Source organism: Streptomyces albospinus (assembly GCF_014648695.1).
Lineage (GTDB): Bacteria > Actinomycetota > Actinomycetes > Streptomycetales > Streptomycetaceae > Streptomyces > Streptomyces albospinus.
In genome coordinates this window covers 115,757-136,842 of the sequence record NZ_BMRP01000018.1, presented here as the reverse complement: position 1 = coordinate 136,842, position 21,086 = coordinate 115,757, and the positions used below count along the sequence as shown (strand labels likewise).

Genomic DNA, 21,086 nt, shown 5'->3' with positions numbered 1-21,086 from the left:
AGCCTCCAGGGAAGGGAGGCGGTGGGCGACGGGTGGGCAGAGGCCGAGCGGGTGGCCTCCGTCAAGGAGCGGCTGCTCGCGGCGCGTGCGGAGCGACCGCGCCCCGGGCGGGACGACAAGGTCGTCGCCTCCTGGAACGGGCTCGCCGTCGCCGCGCTCGCCGAGACCGGCGCCTACTTCGACCGGCCCGACCTGATCCAGGCCGCCACCGACGCCGCCGACCTGCTCGTCCGCGTCCACATGGACTGGCAGGCGCGGCTCCACCGCACCTCCCGGGACGGCACCGCCGGCGCCAACTCCGGTGTCCTGGAGGACTACGCGAACGTCGCCGAGGGCTTCCTCACCCTGGCCTCGGTCACCGGCGAGGGCGTCTGGGTGGACTTCGCGGGCTTCCTCCTGGACACCGTCCTCGTCCAGTTCACCGCCGAGGACGGTGCGCTCTACGACACGGCCGCGGACGCCGAGGCGCTGATCCGGCGCCCCCAGGACCCGACCGACAACGCCACCCCCTCCGGATGGACCGCGGCGGCCGGCGCCCTGCTCTCCTACGGGGCGCTGACCGGCAGCGCCCTCCACCGGGACGCCGCGGAGCGCGCCCTGGGGATCGTCACGGCCCTCGGCGGCCGGGCGCCGCGCTTCATCGGCTGGGGGCTCGCCGTCGCCGAGGCCGCGCTGGACGGGCCGCGCGAGGTCGCGGTGGTCGGCCCGCGGGACGATCCGGCCACCCGTGCGCTGCACCGCGCCGCGCTGCTCGGCACCGCCCCGGGGACGGTCGTCGCGCTGGGCGTCCCCGGGGCGGACGGCGCCGTGGAAGTCCCGTTGCTGATGGCGCGCCCCCTGGTCGACGGCAGACCGGCCGCGTACGTGTGCCGCAACTTCACCTGCGAGCGGCCGACCACGGACCCGGAGGAGCTGGCGGAGCGGCTGCGGGGGTGAGGCGGCGGAGGCCGCCGGGCCCGTACGGCGCCCCGCGGCCCCGCCTCAAGTCCTAGGACCAGCGACCGGATTGACCCTGACGTGCGCGTCAAGTTCTAGCCTCGGGGCATGACGAACACGCACCGCGAAGTCCGCCTGGCCGCCCGCCCCACGGGGCCGGTCACCGACGACCTCTTCGAGATCGCGGAGGTACCGGTCCCGGAGCCGGGTCCGGGCCAGGTCCTCGTACGCAACACCTTCATGGGCGTCGCCGCCGTGATGCGCACCCTGATGGACGAGGTCACCTCCGTACCCATGCCGTCCTTCGTGGTCGGCGAGGCGCTCCACGGGCCGGCCGTGGGCGAGGTGGTGGCCGCCCCGGGCAGCGACCTCAAGCCCGGCGACCTGGTGGCGCACCGCCTCGGCTGGCGCGAATACTCCCTGGTGGACGCCGCGCAGGTCCAGCGGCTCGACCCCGATCTGCTGCCCGACCCGGCCGGCTACCTCTCGCAGGGCCCCACCGCTCTCATGGGCGTCGACCGCGGCGCCGAAGTGCGCCCCGGGGACACGGTGTTCGTCACCGGGGCGGCCGGCGGCGTCGGCTCCCTGGCCGGACAGATCGCCAAACTCCGCGGCGCCGCCCGGGTCATCGGCAGTACGGGATCGCGGCAGAAGGCCGACCGCCTGATCAAGGAGTTCGGCTATGACGCGGTGGTGATCCGCGGCGCCGGCCCCATCGAGGAGCAGCTCCGGGCAGCCGCCCCGGAGGGCATCGACGCGCTCTTCGACAACGTGGGCGGCGAGCAGCTGGCCGCCGCGCTCGCCGTCGCCAACAGGGGCGCCCGGCTGGCCATCGTGGGCGCGCTGGCCACCCAGCTCTCCGACGGGAGCCGGACCACGACCGAGATCGACACCCTGTCGCTGCTGGCCCGGAGCATCACGATGCGCGGGGTCGCCCTGTACGACCACCTGGACCTCGTCCCGGAGTGGAACCGGATGTTCGGCCAGGGCCTGCGGGACGGCACCCTCACCTTCCCGCACTCCCGGCTGCACGGCATCGAGGAGGCCCCGCGGGCGCTGCGCGAGCTGACGCAGGGGCGCCATCTGGGCGCCGTACTGGTGGAGTTGTGAGCGCGCGGCGCCAGATGGGACGCCCGCGGACGGGCACGCCCGCGGGCGTCATTCCTCCGGGGGATTGCCGTGCCCGGTTGTAGCCTGCACGAGTGACGACCTTGCTGGGGTACCGCTCTCTTGTCCAGGAGGCCGCGGCGCTGCGGTCCGGCGCGGCCGACCCCGTCGACGCGGTGCACCGCGTGTGCGACCGGATCGACGCCGTCGATCGGCACGTCCGGGCCTTCGTGCCGGAGGACGGGCGGCGCGCCCGGCTCCTGGAGGCGGCGCGGGAGCTGGCGGCGGACGGCCCGCCGGACCCTGCCGTACGGCCCGCCCTCTATGGCGTACCGGTCGGGATCAAGGACATCGTGCACGTCGACGGCCTCCCCACCCGGGCGGGTTCGACGCTGCCGCCCGAGGCGCTGGGCGGGGCGCAGGCGGCCGTCGTGGACAGGCTCCGCGCCGCCGGGGCGCTGATCGCCGGGAAGACCGTGACCGCGGAGTTCGCGGTCACCGCCTCCGGGCCGACCCGCAATCCGCACAACCCGGCGCATACGCCCGGCGGTTCGAGCAGCGGGTCGGCCGCCGCGGTCGCCGCCGGGATGGTGCCGCTGGCCATCGGGACGCAGACCGTCGGCTCGATGATCCGCCCCGCCGCGTACTGCGGAGTGGTCGGGTTCAAGCCGTCCTACGGGCGGATCCCGGTCGGTGGGGTGATCCCCAACGCCGTCAGTTTCGACACCCTCGGGTGCTATGCGGCGGATGTGGCGGGGGTCGCGCTGGCCGCCGCGGTGGTCTGCGACGGGTGGGAACCGTACGCGGACGGGCTCCGGGACGGGGGCGAGCGGGCCGCGGCGGACGGGCCGCGGCGGCGACCTGTACTGGGCGTGCCGGTGGGCCCCTATCTGGAGCGGGCTGGTGCCGAGGCACGGTGCGCCTTCGAGGAGCAGCGGGCGACGCTCGCCGCGGCCGGGTACGAGGTGCGCGAGGTGCCCGTGATGGACGACTTCGAGCGGATCGTCGAGCAGCTCTTCACGATGAACCGCTACGAGGTCGCACGGGCCCACACCCAGTGGTTCGCGCGGTACGCCGACCGCTACCGGGAGCAGACCGCGGCGGCCATCCGCCGGGGTCACACGATCGGGGACGCCGACTACGAGGCGGCCCGGGTGCGGCGCGCCGCCTTCCGCGAACGGCTCGCGGCGGACGGGGCAACTGCCGGGATCGACCTGTGGATCGCCCCGTCGGCCACCGGCCCGGCGCCCGCGGACCTCACCACCACCGGGTCGTCCATCATGTGCCTGCCCTGGAGCAACGCCGGGCTGCCGTCGATCGGCCTGCCCGCCGGCCGCGCCGCCGACGGGCTGCCGCTCGGGCTCCAACTGGTGGGCGCGTTCGGCGCGGACGAGGAGCTGCTGCACGGGGCGGCCGGTATCGAGCGTGCGCTCAACGGGGCGGCGCCTGCCCACGCGGACCCGGCGGATCGTCCCTAGCGGGCGGTACGGCGCGTCGAAGGGGGAGGGCGGATGCGTATCGGGGACGCGGCGGCAGCCGCCGGGCTGACACCGCGGGCGGTGCGCTACTACGAGCAGCAGGGGCTGGTGACCGCCCGCCGGACGCCGTCGGGCCACCGGGTGTACGACGCGGAGGACGTCCGGCGGCTGCGCGCGGTGCGCGAACTGCGCGAGGCGGGCCTGACGGTCGGCGATGTGCGGGCCTTCGCCCACCTGCTGCACACGCTGCCGCCCGACGGGGTGCCGGCCCTGATCGCGACCGGCTCCGGCTCGGGGCGGTGCGCGGCGGCCGAGGCGGTGGCCCGGCGCCGGCTGGCCGAACTGGACGGCCATATCGCGCGGTTGTCGCAGCTGCGGGCCCGGCTGGCGGCGCGCCTCGGCGAGCCGGACGGGCCGTCGGCGGGCGCCGCCGGGGCCGCTGCCGCGCCCGGGTCCGCTGCCCCCTCTCCACGGGACGGCGCCCGCGCGCTCACAGAGTGAGGCCGCGCGCCAGTACGTCCATCGTCCGGTGGATCAGCGCCTCCAGGCTTGCGGACGGACCCTCCTCGACCCAGCGCAGCACCGCCTCCTGGAGGGCCGCCAGGATGGCCGCGCTGATGACCCGTACCTCCAGGTCGCCGGCCGGGCGGCCGGAGCGCTGGGCCAGGGCGGCGCCGATGATCTCGGCCTCCCGGGCGTGGTTCTCCGCCGTACGGCCGCGGATGGCGGGCACATCGCGGATCAGCCGGGCGCGCTGGGCGAGTTCGGCGCGGTCCGCCACGGTGATCCGGCCGAGTGCCTCGACGGCGACGTGCCGCACCGACTCGACCATCGGCTCGCCGGCGGGGCGGGCGCGGATCCCGGCCTCCAGTACGGCGTCGTAGTCGTCCGTGAGCACGATGTCTTCCTTGGTGGGGAAGTAGCGGAAGACCGTGCTGGGCGAGACGTCCGCCGCCGCGGCGATCCGGTCGACGGGGGTCGCGTCGTAACCCTCCTGCTCGAAGAGCCGGAAGGCGGCCCGGCGGATCGCCTGTCGGGTCTGGATCTTCTTCCGCTCCCGCAGCCCGATCTTCGGTGTCCCGGGCGGTGCTGAGGCAGATGTACGCGCGAAGACCATGGGGATCATTGTCGGGCATCGCATCGCGCCGGGACTACGGGCGTGCCGGATGTCATGTCCGTGGCGACTTCCGGGTCCCGGCGGTTTTGCGCCCGGTTTCCTGCCGCTTCCCGTCTGGTATGTGCGCACATCGGCACATTGATAAATCTCTCACTGTCAGTGGCGTGTGTCACGCTGCGAGGTGGGCATGATTACTGTCAGTGAAATTCGGGGAGGGGGTTCGCGATGCGACCGATCATCCACGGATATGCCGCGGTCGCCGCCGCACTGTGTGTCGGCGGCTTCCTGGTCGGCGGAGGTGCGCTGGTGTCCGCCCTGGTCGTGGCCGGGGTGGGGCTCCTGACATGGCAGGTGGCCGCGGCCTCACGGCCGCGGCCACGGTGGCGCGGGAGGCCGGTCGGGGGACCGGCGGGCGGATCGGGGGTGCCGGCCGTGCGGGGCCGGGCCGCCTCAGGCGTGCGTATACGCCACGAGAGAGATGCCGACGTAGTGCACGACGAAGGCCGCCAGGGTGAAGGAGTGGAAGACCTCATGGAAGCCGAACCACCGCGGTGAGGGGTTGGGGCGCTTGATGCCGTAGATGACGCCGCCCGCGCTGTAGAGCAGCCCGCCCACGATGACGAGGACGAGGACGGCGATGCCGCCGGTGCGCAGGAAGTCGGGCAGGAAGAAGACGGCGGCCCAGCCCATCGCGATGTAGCAGGGGGTGTAGAGCCAGCGTGGTGCGCCGACCCAGAAGACGCGGAACGCGATGCCCGCGAGTGCGGCGGCCCAGACCGCCCAGAGGAGGGCCTGGCCGCGAGAGCCGGGCACCAGCAGCATCGTCAGCGGCGTATAGGTGCCCGCGATGATCAGGAAGATATTGGCGTGATCGAGCCGGCGCAGTACGCCGTCGGCCCGCGGGCCCCAATTGCCGCGGTGGTACAGCGCGCTGACGCCGAAGAGCAGGCAGGCGGTGAGCGCGTAGATCGCGCAGGCCAGGCGTCCGCGAGGGCTGTCGGCGAGCGCGGTCAGCAGGATGCCGGAGAAGAGAACCGCGGGGAACATCCCCGCGTGCAACCAGCCGCGCAGCTTGGGTTTGAGCGGCGCGGTCGCGGTGGCCGCCGCATCGAGCGCGGAGCCTGCGTCGGCCTGGGACGGCGCGGACGGGGGGCGGCTTTCGGCGGCGTCAGGCGCGGAAGTCATGGCGCAATGCTACCTACGCAACCGTAAGTTACGGATCGTCCTGAAGTGGTGACGGTCACCACTACTCCCCCTGGACAGATCGGAATCGGGGTCGGATGATCAAATGAGTGCGGTCGGCACCGGATGAGCGGTCACGAAGCATCCGGGTCGCGGCCCCCAAGGGGCAGACAAGCAAAAGAAGCGGTTTCCTGGCAGAACAGAAAGAAACCGTCCAGAACCCCTCAATTAGGAGCGATCGTGGCGCGCGACAACGCGGCTCCCCCCATCCCGACCCGTCACCAGGGCCTTGTCTCCTGGGTCGATGAGATCGCAGCGATCACCCAGCCCGACCGGGTCGTCTGGTGTGACGGCTCGGAGGCGGAGTACGAGCGCCTGTGCGAAGAGCTCGTCGACAAGGGCACGTTCAAGAAGCTCGACCCGATCAAGCGCCCCAACTCGTACTACGCCGCATCCGACCCGACGGACGTGGCGCGAGTCGAGGACCGCACCTTCATCTGCTCGGAGAAGGAAGAGGACGCCGGCCCGACCAACCACTGGAAGGCCCCCGCCGAGATGCGGGCCATCTTTACCGGGGAAGAAGGAAACAGTTTCACCGGTGAGCAGGGTGTCTTCCGCGGCTCCATGAAGGGCCGGACGATGTACGTCGTCCCGTTCTGCATGGGTCCGCTGGGCTCCCCGCTCTCCGCGCCCGGTGTGGAGATCACCGACTCCGCCTACGTCGCCGTCTCGATGCGCACCATGACGCGCATGGGCCAGGCGGTCCTCGACGAGCTGGGCGAGGACGGCTTCTTCGTCAAGGCCGTGCACACCCTCGGCGCCCCCCTGGCCGAGGGCGAGGCCGACGTGCCGTGGCCGTGCAACTCCACCAAGTACATCTCGCACTTCCCCGAGGCGCGCGAGATCTGGTCGTACGGCTCCGGCTACGGCGGCAACGCCCTGCTGGGCAAGAAGTGCTACGCGCTGCGCATCGCCTCCGTCATGGCGCGGGACGAGGGCTGGCTCGCCGAGCACATGCTCGTCCTCAAGCTGACCCCGCCGCAGGGCGAGGCCAAGTACGTCGCCGCCGCGTTCCCGAGCGCCTGCGGCAAGACCAACCTGGCCATGTTGGAGCCGACGATCCCGGGCTGGACCGTCGAGACCATCGGTGACGACATCGCCTGGATGCGCTTCGGCGAGGACGGCCGGCTCTACGCGATCAACCCCGAGGCGGGTTTCTTCGGTGTCGCGCCCGGCACCGGTGAGCACACCAACGCCAATGCCATGAAGACCCTCTGGGGCAACTCCGTCTTCACCAACGTCGCCCTCACCGACGACGGCGACGTCTGGTGGGAGGGCATGACGGAGGAGACCCCGAAGCACCTCACGGACTGGAAGGGCAACGACTGGACGCCCGACTCGGGTGTCCCGGCCGCGCACCCCAACGCCCGCTTCACCGTCCCGGCCGCCCAGTGCCCGACCATCGCGCCCGAGTGGGAGGACCCGAAGGGCGTGCCGATCTCGGCCATCCTCTTCGGCGGCCGGCGCGCCAGTGCCGTGCCGCTGGTGACCGAGTCGCTGACCTGGCAGCACGGTGTCTTCCTCGGCGCGAACGTGGCGTCCGAGAAGACCGCAGCCGCCGAGGGCAGGGTCGGTGAGCTGCGCCGCGACCCGTTCGCCATGCTGCCGTTCTGCGGCTACAACATGGGCGACTACATGGCGCACTGGATCAAGGTGGGCGCCGACAAGGACCAGTCCAAGCTGCCGAAGATCTACTACGTCAACTGGTTCCGCAAGGACGACAAGGGCCGCTTCGTGTGGCCGGGCTTCGGCGAGAACAGCCGGGTGCTCAAGTGGATCGTCGAGCGGCTGGAGGGCAAGGCCGAGGGCGTCGAGACCCCCATCGGCGTGCTGCCCGCGAAGGGCGCGCTGGACACCGCGGGCCTCGAACTCGCCGATGCCGACCTCGACTTCCTGCTCACCGTCGACAAGGACGTCTGGCGTGAGGAGGCGGCGCTGATCCCCGAGCACCTCAACACCTTCGGCGACCACACGCCCAAGGAGCTGTGGGACGAGTACCGCGCGCTGGTGCAGCGCCTCGGCTAGTCCGCGGCGGCCGTGACGCGCAACGCCCGTCCGGGGTCCCGTGCCTGGTGCACGGGGCCCCGGACGGTTTCCGGCGCGTTGTCGGGGGCGGGTCGGGCCGTCGGGGTGCCGGGGTGCCGGGCTCAGGCCGTGGCGAGGTCCCGGCCGCCGGCCTCATGGGCGGCCAGCCGCTCCCCGGCGAGGGCGATGGCCGCGGCGTCGTCCCGCGAGGTGGCGACCGCCAGGGCGTTCCCGGCGAGGGTGCGGGCGCGCTGCCGCAGGGCCGGTACGCGGGACGGGTCGCCGCCGTCGGTCGGTTCGGCGCGGAGCGGGTAGTGGCCGCCGGTCAGCCGCGCGACCTCTTCGGCGATACGGTCGGCCGCGCCGGAGAGCGCGGCGCGCTCCCCCTCGGACGTCGCCAGGGTGCGCAGCTCGTCGGTGACGGTGAGCAGCGCGGTCAGCTGCCCGGCCAGCCGGATGTCCAGCTCCTCCTCGCGGGAGCGGTGCGGAACCCCCGGGGCGGCGGCCATGGTGTGGACCGACTTGGTGCGGATCGGTTCGTACATGGGACGGCCTCCTGAGAACGTCTAGGAGGCCATCCTAGCTTGGACAGAGTCTAAAATTGTGAGTCGTACAGAATTCGCTGCGGTTCAGTACTGTCCGTAACCGTCGAGGAAGGCACCGATTCGGGTGACGGCGTCGGCCAGATCGTCCTTGCTGGGCAGCGTGACCAGGCGGAAGTGGTCCGGCTCGGGCCAGTTGAAGCCGGTGCCGTGGACGATCATGATCTTCTCGGCGCGCAGCAGGTCGAGCACCATCTGCCGGTCGTCCTTGATCTTGTACACCGCGGGGTCCAGTCGAGGGAAGGCGTACAGCGCGCCCTTCGGCTTGACACAGCTGATGCCCGGTATGCGCTTGAGGGCCTCGTAGGCCGTATCGCGCTGCTCCAGCAGCCGGCCGCCGGGGAGCACCAGGTCGTTGATCGACTGCCGGCCGCCCAGCGCGGTGGCGACCGCGTGCTGCGCCGGCATGTTGGCGCACAGCCGCATGTTCGCCAGGATCGTCAGCCCCTCGATGTACGAGGCGGCGTGCGCCTTGGGGCCGCAGACCGCCAGCCAGCCGCTGCGGTAGCCGGCGACCCGGTACGACTTGGACAGGCCGTTGAAGGTCAGCGTCAGCAGGTCGGGGGCGAGCGCGGCGAACGGGGTGTGGGTGACGCCGTCGTAGAGGATCTTGTCGTAGATCTCGTCGGCGCAGACGACCAGGTTGTGCCGGCGGGCGATCTCCGCGATGCCGCGCAGCAGTTCGTCGTCGTAGACCGCACCCGTGGGGTTGTTGGGGTTGATGACGACGATGGCCTTGGTGCGGTCGGTGACCTTGCGCTCGATGTCGGCGAGGTCCGGCATCCAGTCGGCCTGCTCGTCGCAGCGGTAGTGCACGGCGGTGCCGCCGGAGAGCGAGACCGACGCCGTCCACAGCGGGTAGTCCGGGGCCGGGACCAGTACCTCGTCGCCGTCGTCCAGCAGCGCCTGCATCGACATCTGGATCAGCTCGGAGACGCCGTTGCCCAGGTAGATGTCGTCGACGGAGAGCTCGATGCCCTTGGTCTGGTAGTGCTGCATCACCGCGCGGCGGGCGGAGAGCAGGCCCTTGGCGTCGCCGTAGCCGTGCGCGGTGCCGATCGAGCGGAGGACGTCCTCCAGGATCTCGGGCGGGCACTCGAAGCCGAACGCCGCCGGATTGCCGGTGTTCAGCTTGAGGATGCGGTGACCTGCCGCTTCGAGCCGCATGGCCTCCTCAAGGACCGGGCCGCGGATTTCGTAGCAGACGTTGGCGAGCTTCGTTGACTGGATCACCTGCATGACGGCCACTTTACGGGCGTGTATCCGCCCCTGCCCGGTGTTTTTCCCCACGTCACCCGCGGACGGCGTGGGGTTCCTCACGCGGGGTGACGGTACGGGCCGGGTGGTGGAGGTTCGGATTCCGCGGACGGCGGGGCGGACCGGCGCCGTCCCGGGGTGCGCCGGACCGCCCGGCCGGCCAGTACGTCCGTGCGCCGGCCGTCCGCCATGACGAAGCGGCCGTCGATCAGGACGTGCGGGATGCCGGCGGGCAGGGTGCGCGGGGCCTCGAAGGTGGCGCCGGCGGCGACCGTCTCCGGGTCGAAGAGGACCAGGTCGGCGCGGTAGCCCTCGCGGACCAGACCGCGGTCGGGCAGCCGCAGCCGGGCGGCGGGGCGGCCGGTCAGATGGGCCACGCACTCCTCCAGGGACAGCACCCCCAGTTCGCGGACGTATCTGCCGAGGTACCGGGGGAAGGTGCCGTACGCCCGGGGATGCGGCTTGAGGCCCTGGAGGATGCCGTCGCTGCCGCCGGTGTGGACGCGGTGCCGCATGATCCGGCGGACGTTGTCCTCGTGGCCGACGTGGTGGAGGATCATCGAGCCCAGCCGGTCGTCGATCAGCAGCCGGCGGGCGGTGGTCCAGGGCTCCTCGCCGCGTTCCGCGGCGCGCTCGGCGACCGTCCTGCCGACATGGCCGACCAGTGCGGGGTCCGAGACGCCGGAGATCTCGATGGTGTCCCATGCGATGGGGACGCCGTGGCACCCGTCGGACCCGTCCACCTCCAGGGCGTGCCGGACGGCCGCGGCGGTCGTGTCGTCCCGCAGGCGCGCGAGGACCGCCTCCGGGCCGCCCTCGCCGGCCCAACTGGGCAGCATCGCCACGAGAGTCGTGCAGCCGGGGGCGTACGGATAGGTGTCCAGTGAGATGTCGGCGCCGTCGTCCAGGGCGCTGTCCAGGAGGGCCAGCAGCTCGGGCGCCCGGCCCTTGTTGACGCCGAAGTTCATGGTGGCGTGCGCGAGATGCAGCGCGCAGCCGGCCTCGCGGCTGAGGGCGATCATCTCCTCGTACGCCGCCAGGGCGCCCGCCCCGTAGGAGCGGTGGTGCGGGCAGTAGTAGCCGTCGTAGCGGGCCACCACCCGGCACAGCTCGGTCAGTTCGGCGTCCGAGGCGTACATGCCCGGGGTGTAGGTGAGGCCGGAGGACAGGCCCATGGCGCCCTGCTCCAGGCCCTCGGCGACCAACTGCCGCATCCGCGCGAGCTCGGCGGCGGTGGCGGCGCGGTCGTCCCAGCCGACGGCGAGCATCCGGACGGTGCCCTGGGGGACGAGGTAGGCGGCGTTGACGGCGATGCCGTGGCCGTCGAAGCCGTGGTCGAGGCGGTCGAGGTACTCGCCGACGGTGCGCCAGGTGAAGGCGACGGAGGTGTCGCCGGGCGCCCCGCCGTTCCAGCCGGTGATCTGGGCGCGTACCTCGGCGAGCGTGCGGTCGTCGACCGGGGCGTACGACAGCCCGTCCTGGCCGAGGACTTCGAGGGTGACGCCCTGGGCGACCTTCGCGGTGTGCGCGGGGTCGCGGAGCACGGCGAGGTCGCTGTGGGCGTGCATGTCGATGAAGCCGGGGGAGAGGGCGAGGCCGGCGCCGTCCACCGTGCGGGCGGCGGCCGGGCGCGGCCCGCCGTCCGTCTCGCGGTGGATCTCGGCGATCCGGCCGCCGGCCAGGGCGACATCGGCGCGGTAGGACGGCCCGCCGGACCCGTCGATGACGCGTACGCCGCGCAGCACGGTGTCCATGGGCGGGCCGCCTTTCCGGGGCAGGGGCAGAGGCCGGCCCTGAGGGGCGGGCCGGGGTGCGATCAGGGTTTTCCCGGGGGCGTGATCAGGGTTTTTCCGGGGTGCCCGGGGCCGGCGGCGGCACCCCCGCGGGTATCAGAAGAACGTGCGGATGAAATCGACGACGGTCCCGTCGTCCTCGACCAGCGGGATCAGCTGCCACTTGTCGAAGGAGGTGCAGGGGTGCGACAGCCCCAGGCCGACCCAGTCGCCGACCTCCAGATCGCCGGCGTGCTCGGTGCTGATCCAGGCGTGCTGGTCGGACAGCCCGGTGACGGTGATGCCGGCCGCCGGCCGCTGCGTGCCGTCCCGGCCGGACCGGACGACCTGCGCCCGCGGCAGATCGAGGTCGTACGCCGCGTCCCGCTTGCCCGCGTTGAGGAACGCCTGCTCGGGGGTGGGGCGGGAGACGACCTGGGCCCAGAGGCGGAAGGCGGGCTGGAGGGCGCCCTCTTGGGGTACGCGGTTGAAGGGGGTGAGGCGGCGGTAGTGGCCGTCGTCGTGCGAGACGTAGGCGCCCGAGCGCAGCAGCTTGAGGACCGGCGCGGAGAGTTCCGGGATCTCTGCGAAGACCTCGGAGACCGTGTCGAACCAGGCGCTGCCGCCGGCGCTGACCACGATCTCGTCGAGGTCGGCGAAGCGGCCGGACGCGTCGAACTCCGCCGCGAGCCGGACCAGTCGGCGCAGCCAGGCGGTGACCTTCTCCCGGTCGGCCTGCGGCACCTCGCCCTCGTAGCCGGCGACGCCGACCAGGCGGAGGGTGTCCACGCCCGCGATGGCGTCGGCGAGTTCGAGGCATTCGGCCTCGCTGCGGACTCCGGTGCGGGCCCCCTCGCCGGCGCCCAGTTCGATGACGACGTCCACGGGGCGGCTGGCCTCCGCGGCGCGCAGTGCGGCGTCCATCAGCTCGATGCCGCGCAGCGAGTCGACGTAGCAGATGAAGCGGAAGTCCGGGTCGGCGTCCAGTTCGCCGGCCAGCCAGTGCAGGGCGGCGGCGTCGACGACCTCGTTGGCCAGGAAGATCCGCTGGATGCCGTAGTCGCGGTAGACGCGGGCCTGGTGGGGGACGGCCGCGGTGATACCCCAGGCGCCGTGCTCCAGTTGGCGGGCGAAGAGCTGCGGCGCCATGCAGGTCTTGCCGTGCGGGGCGAAGGCCAGGCCGTGCCGGGTGGCGTAGGTCTCCATGAGGGCGAGGTTGTGGTCGACGGACTCGGCGGAGAGGGCCAGGACGGGGGTGGTGAAGCCGTCCGTGAAGAGGTTGCGGCGCTCGGCGGCCAGATCGCCGACGGTCCGCCCGTCGGCGTCCGGGGGGAGTGCCTTGAAGCGGTGATCGACCTTCTCGTCCGCGAGGTTCTTGAGTCCCTGCGCGAGCCGCTCGCCGGCCATGGAGCCTCCTCGAAGATTGTGTTGCATGCTCTGCAACACCCATTGCGCATATCGCTTACAGCTGTCTAACATCCGAGCCATCACCCGGTCAATGGTGGGAAAACGCCCGGAACAGCGCCACGAACAAGGCCACGAACAGTGTCGCGAACGGCGCCGGGAACAGCGCCACGAACGGCGCCGGGAGCAGCGTCGCGCACGGCAGCGGAAAACGGACGGTGGGCCCGGCGGGCACCCGGCGGGAACTCGGACATCCGGGCGGACATCCCGCGGCGCGGCCGGGACGACGGCCCGCCCCAGCGGTACAGCGAAGGAGCGCAACCGATCGTGACCAGGTCCTCGAACGCCGGCGACACCCCCGTTCCGGACGGCACCGCCGCCCCGGACGTCGATGTCGTCTGCCTCGGCGAGTCCATGGTCACCTTCCTGCCCGGCACACCGGGGCGGCTCGCCGACGTGCCCGCCTTCGAGCGCGCCATCGGCGGCGCGGAGTCCAACGTCGCCTGCGCCCTGGCCCGCGCCGGCCATACCGCCCGCTGGATCTCCCGGGTCGGCGCCGACGGCTTCGGCGACCATCTCGTCCGGGCCATCGGGGCGTACGGCGTCGACACCGGCGGCGTCCGGCGCGACCCCGCCCGCCCCACCGGCATCTACTTCCGCACCGCCGGCGACCGGGACACCGACGCCCATGAGGTCGCGTACTACCGCTCAGGTTCCGCCGCCTCCGCGATGTCGCCGGCGACCATGGACCTGGCCGCGCTGCGCGCCGGCCGGGTGCTGCACCTGTCCGGGATCACCGCCGCGCTCTCCGGCGACTGCCTCGCCCTGCTCCGCGAACTGACCGCCCGCCCGGCGGCCGGCCGCCGCCCGCTGGTCTCCTTCGACGTCAACCACCGGCCCCACCTGTGGGCCGACGCGCAGGGGCCGCGGGTCCTCCTCGATCTGGCGCGCGGCGCCGACATCGTGTTCGTCGGCGAGGACGAGGCCCGGGACGCCTGGGGGCTGCACGGCGGCCGGGCCGTCCGCGCGGCGCTGCCGCAGCCGCGGACCCTGGTCGTCAAGCAGGGCGACGGCGGCGCGACCGTCTTCCGGCGCGCCGGCGGGCGGCCCCNNGGCCACCGTCCCGGCCCTCCGGGTCGACGTGGTGGCCGCCGTCGGCGCGGGCGACGCCTTCGCCGCCGGGTTCCTCTCCGCCACCCTCCGCGGGCTGCCGCTGCGCTCCCGGATCCGGCACGGCCACCTGTGGGCCGCCGCCGCCCTCACCGTCACCGGCGACCTGGCCGCCCCTCCGTCCCGGGCCCTCGCCGACCGCCTGGCCGGGCTCGCCGACGACGCCTGGGGGAGACTGCACCTCGGCCCCGGCTGGACGGACGCCGAGGAGGCCGTGGACCAGGAGGTGTGTACGCCGTGAACGAGCGCAGCCAGAGGACCGTCGAGAGGTGCGCCCCTGACGAAGGCAGGGCCGGGCGAAGCGAGGTACGCACATGAGCGAGCGTCGTGAGCGAATCAGGGAAGGGTGCGCGCTGAGCGAATGCGAGGCCGGGCGGAGCGAGGTGTCGGCATGAGCCAGACCGTCGACCGGGCGCTGAGCATCCTGCCGCTGCTCGCCGAGGGCCCCGCCGACCTCGGCCGGGTCGCCGAACGGCTCGGCGTGCACAAGTCCACCGCGCTGCGGCTGCTGCGCACCCTCCATGAGCACGGCCTCGTCTACCGCCAGCCCGACCAGCGCTACCGCCTCGGCGCCCGGCTCTTCGCGCTCGCCCAGGAAGCCGTCGAGAACCTCGACATCCGCGAGATCGCCCACCCCCATCTCGTCGAGCTCAACGAGAGGTGCGGGCACACCGTCCACCTCGCGGTCCACGAGGAGAACGAGGTCCTCTACATCGACAAGGTCGAGAGCCGCTATCCGGTCCGGATGTACTCGCGGATCGGCAAGCCCGTCGCGATCACCGTCGCCGCGGTCGCCAAGCTGCTCCTCGCCGACCTGCCCGAGTCCGAGCGCCGCGCCCTCGCGGAGAGGCTCGACTACCCCCGCTACACGTCCTGTTCGACACCCGACGCCGCGGCCTTCCTGGCCGAGCTGGCCAAGGTGCGCGAACAGGGCTGGGCCACCGACCTCGGTGGCCACGAGGAGTCCATCAACTGCGTCGGGGCCCCGATCCGCGGTGCGGACGGACGCCTGGTCGCCGCCATGTCGGTCTCCGCGCCGAATGTCGTCGTCAGCGCGGAGGAACTCCTCACCCTGCTCCCGCTGGTGCGCCGGACCGCCGACGCCATCAGCCGGGAGTACTCCGGTACCGCCCACGCCGGCCCCCGGCCGGCCCCATGAAGGACGTCTGAAGGACACGCATGAGCGAGAAGACCGCCCTCACCCCGGCCACCCACACCACCCCGCCCGCCAAGTTCTCCCACGGCGTCAAGAAGGGCAACATCCTCCAGGTCGCCGGCCAGGTCGGCTTCCTGCCCGCCGTCGAGGGCCAGGCCCCCACCTCGGCCGGTCCCACCCTGCGCGAGCAGACGCTCCAGACCTTCGCCAACGTCAAGGCCGTCCTCGAAGAGGGCGGCGCGAGTTGGGACGACGTGATGATGATGCGCGTCTACCTCACCGACGTCGCACACTTCGCCGAGATGAACGAGATCTACAACGCCTACTTCGAGGAGCAGGGGCTCAAGGAGGCCCCCGCCGCCCGCACGACCGTCTACGTCGGTCTGCCCAAGGGCCTGCTCATCGAGATCGACGCCCTCGCGGTGCTGGGCTGAGGCACCGGATTCCTTGCCCGGCCTCCCGTTAGCGCCGACCGCAGCGCACCGTTCGCCGCACGGCGCGGTGTCCCGTACCGCCGGGACGCCGTGCCGCGGTCCCCCCTGCCTGGATCGTGCCTTCCAGGGGACAACCCGGTCTCCGGGCCCCTGCCTGACAACGGAGTCACCACATGTTCCTCGCTGCCGCGGCCCCCACCCCACCGCCCCCACCGCACACCGGCGGACTGCTCGCCCTGATACCGGGCACCGCAGGGCTGCTGACGGTCGCCGCCCTCGGTATCGCCCTGCTCCTCGTCCTGATCATCAAGGTCAGGTTGCAGCCGTTCGTCGCGCTGCTCGGCGTCTCCATCGCCGTCGGACTCGCCGCCGGCCTCTCCGTCACCGAACTCTTCGGCACGGTCCAGAAATCCGACGTCGTCTCGATGATCGAGTCCGGCATGGGCGGGATCCTCGGGCATGTCGCCATCATCATCGGCCTGGGCACCATGCTCGGCGCGATCCTCGAAGTCTCCGGCGGCGCCGAGGTGTTGAGCTCCCGGCTGCTCGCCCTCTTCGGTGAGCGGCGCGCCCCGCTGGCGATGGGCCTGACCGGCCTGATCTTCGGCATCCCGGTCTTCTTCGACGTCGGCATCTTCGTCCTGGCGCCGATCGTGTACGCCGCCGCCAAGCGGAGCGGCAAGTCGATCGTGCTGTACGCCATGCCGCTGCTGGCCGGGCTCTCCATGACGCACGCCTTCCTGCCGCCGCACCCCGGACCGGTGGCCGCCGCCGGCCTCTTCAAGGTCGACCTCGGCTGGATCACCCTCATGGGCGCCGTCTGCGGCCTCCCCGCGGTCCTGGCCGCCTGGGGCTACGCCGCCTGGATCGGCCACCGCCTCTTCGTACCGGTCCCGCACGACATGGTCGAGGCCGCCGCGGAGGCGAAGGCCGCGGTCACCGCCCAGCAGGCCGCGGCCGGGGTCCGGCCTCAGGAGAAGCCGGTCTCCCTGGCCACCGTCCTCGCCATCATCGGTACGCCGCTGGTGCTGATCCTCCTGGCCACCTTCTCCTCCATCGTGCTGGCGCCTCCCCCGAGCACTTCGACAAGCTCCGTGCAGGGGGGACCCCCACCACTTGCCCTCTCGGTGATCGAGTTCTTCGGCCACCCCTTCGTCGCCCTGACGATCGCGCTGCTGCTCGCGTACTACCTGCTCGGCATCCGCCGCGGCTGGTCCCGCACGTCCCTGGAAACGGTCTCCACCGCCTCCCTCAAGCCGGTCGGCAACATCCTGCTGGTGGTCGGCGCGGGCGGGATCTTCGGCGCCGTGCTCAAGGGCAGCGGGGTGGCCACCGCCCTCTCCGACACCTTCCACCACGTCGGCCTGCCGGTCATCGTGCTGGCCTACCTGCTCTCGCTCGTGCTGCGGGTGGCCCAGGGGTCGGCGACGGTGGCGATCGTGACCACGGCCGGGATCGTGCTGCCGCTGGTGGCGGGGCAGGGGCTGTCACAGGCCCATCTGGCGCTGGTCATCACGGCGATCTCGGCGGGCTCGATCTTCGCCTCGCACGTCAACGACGGTGGGTTCTGGATGGTGTCGAAGTACTTCGGGATCTCCGAGCGCGACACCCTCACGTCGTGGACCGTACTGGAATCGGTGCTGTCCGTCGCCGGATTCGCGGTCGCCGCGGTCGTCAGCCTGCTCGTCTAGGGATCGCAGCAGCCGGCGTCCCGGAAGGCTCCACCGTCTTCCGGGGCGCCGCGTCGCGGCGCCGAAATACCGTGCGGGTGGCACGACTTCGCCTTGCGGCACTGCGGCACTGCGGGTTCCCGGTCTGCCCGATCGGGCATCCTTCGGGGGGATCGGCCCGCGCGGTGGGGCCGTGACCGGTCGGCGGGTACGGCAATCGCCCGAACATACGGTCGAGTTCGCGGACGGGTGCGGGCCGGGGCGCGTCCCGAAGGGGTGGCCGTGTCGAGGTGGCCGGGGGCGGGTGCGGGGTAGGAAGACCCTTGTGCGTGATGCGGATCAGCCGTCAACTTGCCATCGATTACGGGAAATTTGTTGCGAACGGGCGCTCCGCGGCCAACAATGCGCACGACAAAACCGAAGTGGCGGCACGGAAATGACGCCAACCAACTTCGGAACAGAAGCTGAGAGGACCCCCCACATGTATCGACCTCTCGTCGGCACCCTGGCCACCGCCGTACTGGGAGCCGCAGCCCTGGTGAGCGGTGCCGCACCCGCGGGTGCCGCACCGGTGGGCACCGCCCCGCACCACGCGCCGGCGCACCACAAGCCGGTGCCCCGGACGAAGGCCGTCGACTTCGCCGGCACCGTCGCGCTGGACGACTGCTCCGGCTCGATCGTCAAGATGCCGACGTCGCAGGACAGCGACCCGGCGCTGGTGATGACCAACGGCCACTGCCTGGAGAGCGGGATGCCCTCCCCGGGCCAGGTCATAGTCGACCAGCCGTCCAGCCGTGCCTTCACCGTCCTGGACAAGTCGGCGGGTGAACTGGGCCAGATCCAGGCCACCAAGGTCACGTACGCCACGATGACCGACACCGACGTGACGCTGTACCAGACCGGCTCGACGTACGCGGAGATCGCGCAGAAGTACGGGATCAAGCCGCTGGAGCTGTCCACCGACCACCCGGCCAAGGGCGCCGGGATCACCGTGGTGTCCGGCTACTGGAAGAAGACCTACACGTGCAGCATCGACGGGTTCGTGCCCACCCTCAAGGAGGGCGACTGGAGCTGGAAGGACTCGGTCCGCTACACCCCGGAGTGCAAGACGATCGGCGGCACGTCCGGCTCGCCGGTGGTCGACAACACCACCGGTAAGGTCACCGCGATCAACAACACGGGCAACGAGAACGGCGAGAAGTGCACCGTCAACAACCCGTGCGAGGTCGATGACAAGGGCAATGTGACGGTCCACAAGGGCACCAACTACGCCGAGGAGACCTACGGGATCCCCAAGTGCTTCGCCGCCGGCAACAAGCTCGACCTGAACGCCGCGGGCTGCACGCTGCCCAAGCCGTCGGGCGTCCGCCGCTGACCCGAAGGGCCGGCCGGGGGTAGCCCCGGAGCGGCACGGAGCCAGGTCCCGCGCACCGGGTGCGCGGGACCTGGCCGTTGGGGGGTGGCGGTGTGCGGGAGCTCCGCTACGGCAGCCCGTGGACGTGCCCGCCCACCTGGCTCGCGAACTCATTGCCGTTCGAGGCGTCCCAGTTCGTGGACCAGGCCATCGCGCCGCGCAGCCCCGGATAGGTCCTGGACGGCTTGTACGAACCACAGTTGCTGCCCGCGGTGAGGCAGTCCAGGGCGGCGTCGACCACCGACGGGGCGACATGGCCGCTGCCCGCCGCGGCGGCGGAGGCCGGTACGCCGAGGCCGACCTGGGACGGGTCGAGCCCGCCCGCCAGCTGGATACAGGCCAGCGAGGTCAGGAAGTCCACCGAGCCCTGAGCGTAGACCTTCCCGTCACAGCCGTTCATCGAACCGCTGTTGTAGTACTGCGTGTTGACGACGGTCAGGAAGTCCTTGATGCCGAGGGCCGTCTTGAAGTACTCGGTCTGCGGCGACTGCATGTCGATGGTCTGCGGGGCCATGGTCACCACGACATCGCCGTGCCGGGCGTGGACGGCCTTGAGCGCCTGCGTCATATAGGTGGAGTTGAGGCCGTTCTCCAGGTCGATGTCGACGCCGTTGAAGCCGTACTGGTCCATCAGGCCGTTGATCGAGTCGGCGAAGTTCTTGGCGGAGGCGTCGTCGTTGACGGAGACCGAGCCCTTCTCGCCGCCGACCGAGATGACCACCGACTTGCCGGCCGCCTGCTTGGCCTTGATGTCCGCCTTGAAGTCGGCGGCGGAGGCGTAGCCGACGGCCGGGTCCAGGTTGAAGGCGACCGCGCCGGGCGCCCCGGTCGCGTCGGCGAAGGCGACCGCGATGATGTCGTAGGCGTCGTTGACGTCCTTCAGCTTCTGCACCGTGGCGCCGTTGTCGAAGTTCTGCCAGTAGCCGGTGACGGCGTGCCGCGGGACGGCGGCGGCGTGCGCGGCCGGGCGCCCGGCGGGGTGCGCCTCGGACGCGCTCGCGGTGCCCGCCGCGACGGCCCCGGCCACCGTCAGCAGCGCGGCGGCCAGCCCGGCCGACAGCCTTCTTCCGGCTGTTCCCGTCCCTGTTCCTTTTCGTGCGCGGACCACGACAGCCTCCGTGTGGGGGGAGTTGGGAGTGGTGCGGATGCGCGCTCAGGGGCCCCTGGGCTTGCCGTACAAGGTGGTTCAGACCAATGCGACTGTCAAGGGTCCGCACGGAAGCGGGTGTTCCGATGGATGCCGCTCGGGCGGTATGCGCTGTTTCCCTCTCGGGTTCCCTATCGGGCAGCGGCCGAGACGAGTAGCCCAGAACGTGTTCTCCGGGACGTATCTCTGTGGATAAAGTGCTGAGCGTATGGCGCCGATGGCGCAGAGCTGTGCCGATCCGCGGTCCCGGGGCCCCCGGAGGCCGGAGGAAGTGGGGGAGCGACGTGCCGACCGCGATTGCAGTCACCAGCCCGGATCTCGCGCTGCCCGCGACCGACCGGCAGACCCCGGCCGCCGTCGTGCTGCCAGCCCCGCATCTCCAGTCGCTGGACGACGCGTTGACGGAGACCAGCGCCGTACTGGAGCACCACGGGCACCTCGTGGTGCTGTATTCCTCGGCCTGCCCGCCGGAGCACATCAGACGGCTGCACACCCTGCGCGCCGTGCTGGAGAGCGACCGGATCGCCATCCTTCCGACCGACCTGCCGCCCCTGGGCGTGGCCGTCCTCGCCCGCCAGCTGCGGCAGTTGTCGCTCTGCGACCTCAGCCCCGGCGTGCTGGCCTGCGCGGCCCGGCTGCTGGCGCACTACGTCCACGCGGGCGCCCTGCTGGGCAGCGTCAGCGGACTGGACCGGGTCGAGGTGGACCTCCGCTCCCACATGAAGTCCTGGCTGCCCGGCGCCCACTTCGCCGTGCTGGCCACCCCCCGCCCCCAGCTGCTGCATCTGGACCGGCACGGCACCCAGGCCGGGCTCCGGCCGCCCGGCTTCGCCACCCAGCTCGCCGTCGCCCGCGGCCAGCTCACCGCCGACTGGGTCACCTCCGCGCTGGCGCCCTCCTGGCAGGTGCAGGGCGTGTACGAGGCGCGGCTGCCCGCCGAGTCCGCCCGCTGGTGGGGCACCCAGAAGCTGATCGAGTTCGCCGCCGCCATTCCGGATCCGTCCCTCCTCCACCAACTCGTGGTGTCCGTACGGCGCGAGGACTGCGGCTGGTGCGGCCGGGAACTGATCGGCGACCGCTGCGCGTTCTGCGCGGCGCCGCTGGCCCGGGACCGGGCGGGCGGCGGCCCGGGGCGCGAACCGGCCGCCATAGCCG

The 21,086-nt window shown here is 72.1% G+C and carries 16 protein-coding genes and 2 pseudogenes; 11 read left to right on the top strand and 7 right to left on the bottom strand.

Annotated features, from left to right (window positions below):
- The 4 genes from IEZ17_RS42765 to IEZ17_RS24155 form a co-directional block, all read left to right on the top strand.
- On the top strand, positions 1–936 hold a 936-nt coding region (locus tag IEZ17_RS42765; RefSeq protein ID WP_506005256.1), incomplete at its 5' end, for a YyaL domain-containing protein.
- Positions 937–1,044: 108 nt separating this feature from the next.
- Positions 1,045–2,046: an MDR family NADP-dependent oxidoreductase gene (locus IEZ17_RS24165; RefSeq protein ID WP_189303440.1), complete on the top strand. Its 1,002-nt coding sequence runs from the start codon at positions 1,045–1,047 to the stop codon at positions 2,044–2,046.
- Positions 2,047–2,138: 92 nt separating this feature from the next.
- On the top strand, positions 2,139–3,521 hold the full coding sequence (locus tag IEZ17_RS24160) for an amidase (RefSeq protein ID WP_189303438.1): 1,383 nt from the start codon (positions 2,139–2,141) through the stop codon (positions 3,519–3,521).
- Between the two features lie 33 nt (positions 3,522–3,554).
- Positions 3,555–4,022 (top strand): MerR family transcriptional regulator, encoded by a 468-nt coding sequence (locus tag IEZ17_RS24155; protein ID WP_189303436.1) that lies wholly within the window; start codon positions 3,555–3,557, stop codon positions 4,020–4,022.
- On the opposite strand, the gene IEZ17_RS24150 is transcribed toward IEZ17_RS24155, so the two are convergent.
- Positions 4,012–4,638 carry a TetR/AcrR family transcriptional regulator gene (locus IEZ17_RS24150; protein ID WP_189303434.1) on the bottom strand — a complete coding sequence of 209 codons (627 nt, stop codon included), beginning with the start codon at positions 4,636–4,638 and terminating at the stop codon, positions 4,012–4,014. The genes IEZ17_RS24155 and IEZ17_RS24150 overlap by 11 nt on opposite strands.
- Positions 4,639–5,088: 450 nt before the next feature.
- Positions 5,089–5,823 carry a PAQR family membrane homeostasis protein TrhA gene (gene trhA / locus IEZ17_RS24145; RefSeq protein ID WP_189303432.1) on the bottom strand — a complete coding sequence of 245 codons (735 nt, stop codon included), beginning with the start codon at positions 5,821–5,823 and terminating at the stop codon, positions 5,089–5,091.
- A gap of 237 nt (positions 5,824–6,060) precedes the next feature.
- On the opposite strand from trhA, the gene IEZ17_RS24140 reads away from it, so the two are divergent.
- A complete protein-coding gene (locus tag IEZ17_RS24140) occupies positions 6,061–7,905 on the top strand; it encodes a phosphoenolpyruvate carboxykinase (GTP) (protein WP_189303430.1) in 1,845 nt (614 codons plus the stop codon).
- A 122-nt stretch (positions 7,906–8,027) separates the two neighbouring features.
- Here IEZ17_RS24140 and IEZ17_RS24135 read toward each other — a convergent pair whose 3' ends face one another.
- The 4 genes from IEZ17_RS24135 to IEZ17_RS24120 form a co-directional block, all read right to left on the bottom strand.
- On the bottom strand, positions 8,028–8,450 hold the full coding sequence (locus IEZ17_RS24135; RefSeq protein WP_189303428.1) for an SCO4983 family protein: 423 nt from the start codon (positions 8,448–8,450) through the stop codon (positions 8,028–8,030).
- Between the two features lie 84 nt (positions 8,451–8,534).
- On the bottom strand, positions 8,535–9,746 hold the full coding sequence (locus IEZ17_RS24130; RefSeq protein ID WP_189303426.1) for a pyridoxal phosphate-dependent aminotransferase: 1,212 nt from the start codon (positions 9,744–9,746) through the stop codon (positions 8,535–8,537).
- 77 nt (positions 9,747–9,823) lie between these two features.
- Positions 9,824–11,518: an N-acyl-D-amino-acid deacylase family protein gene (locus IEZ17_RS24125; RefSeq protein ID WP_189303424.1), complete on the bottom strand. Its 1,695-nt coding sequence runs from the start codon at positions 11,516–11,518 to the stop codon at positions 9,824–9,826.
- A 135-nt stretch (positions 11,519–11,653) separates the two neighbouring features.
- Positions 11,654–12,943: an amino acid deaminase gene (locus tag IEZ17_RS24120; protein WP_189303422.1), complete on the bottom strand. Its 1,290-nt coding sequence runs from the start codon at positions 12,941–12,943 to the stop codon at positions 11,654–11,656.
- A 411-nt stretch (positions 12,944–13,354) separates the two neighbouring features.
- Here IEZ17_RS24120 and IEZ17_RS24115 point away from each other — a divergent pair.
- The 5 genes and pseudogenes from IEZ17_RS24115 (at position 13,355) to IEZ17_RS24095 (ending at position 18,745) form a co-directional block, all read left to right on the top strand.
- Positions 13,355–14,351, top strand: a pseudogene (locus tag IEZ17_RS24115) (sugar kinase).
- A 150-nt stretch (positions 14,352–14,501) separates the two neighbouring features.
- Positions 14,502–15,269: an IclR family transcriptional regulator gene (locus IEZ17_RS24110; RefSeq protein ID WP_189303420.1), complete on the top strand. Its 768-nt coding sequence runs from the start codon at positions 14,502–14,504 to the stop codon at positions 15,267–15,269.
- Positions 15,270–15,289: 20 nt separating this feature from the next.
- A complete protein-coding gene (locus IEZ17_RS24105) occupies positions 15,290–15,700 on the top strand; it encodes a RidA family protein (RefSeq protein WP_189303418.1) in 411 nt (136 codons plus the stop codon).
- Between the two features lie 173 nt (positions 15,701–15,873).
- Positions 15,874–17,391, top strand: coding sequence for a GntP family permease (locus tag IEZ17_RS24100; protein ID WP_189303416.1), 1,518 nt, complete (start codon positions 15,874–15,876; stop codon positions 17,389–17,391).
- A gap of 460 nt (positions 17,392–17,851) precedes the next feature.
- Positions 17,852–18,745 (top strand): S1 family peptidase, encoded by an 894-nt coding sequence (locus tag IEZ17_RS24095; protein ID WP_189303415.1) that lies wholly within the window; start codon positions 17,852–17,854, stop codon positions 18,743–18,745.
- A gap of 106 nt (positions 18,746–18,851) precedes the next feature.
- Here IEZ17_RS24095 and IEZ17_RS24090 read toward each other — a convergent pair whose 3' ends face one another.
- Positions 18,852–19,892 (bottom strand): chitinase, encoded by a 1,041-nt coding sequence (locus tag IEZ17_RS24090; protein WP_229852588.1) that lies wholly within the window; start codon positions 19,890–19,892, stop codon positions 18,852–18,854.
- A 323-nt stretch (positions 19,893–20,215) separates the two neighbouring features.
- Between IEZ17_RS24090 and IEZ17_RS24085 the strand changes: the two are divergent.
- Positions 20,216–21,086, top strand: a pseudogene (locus IEZ17_RS24085) (hypothetical protein); the annotation flags it as partial.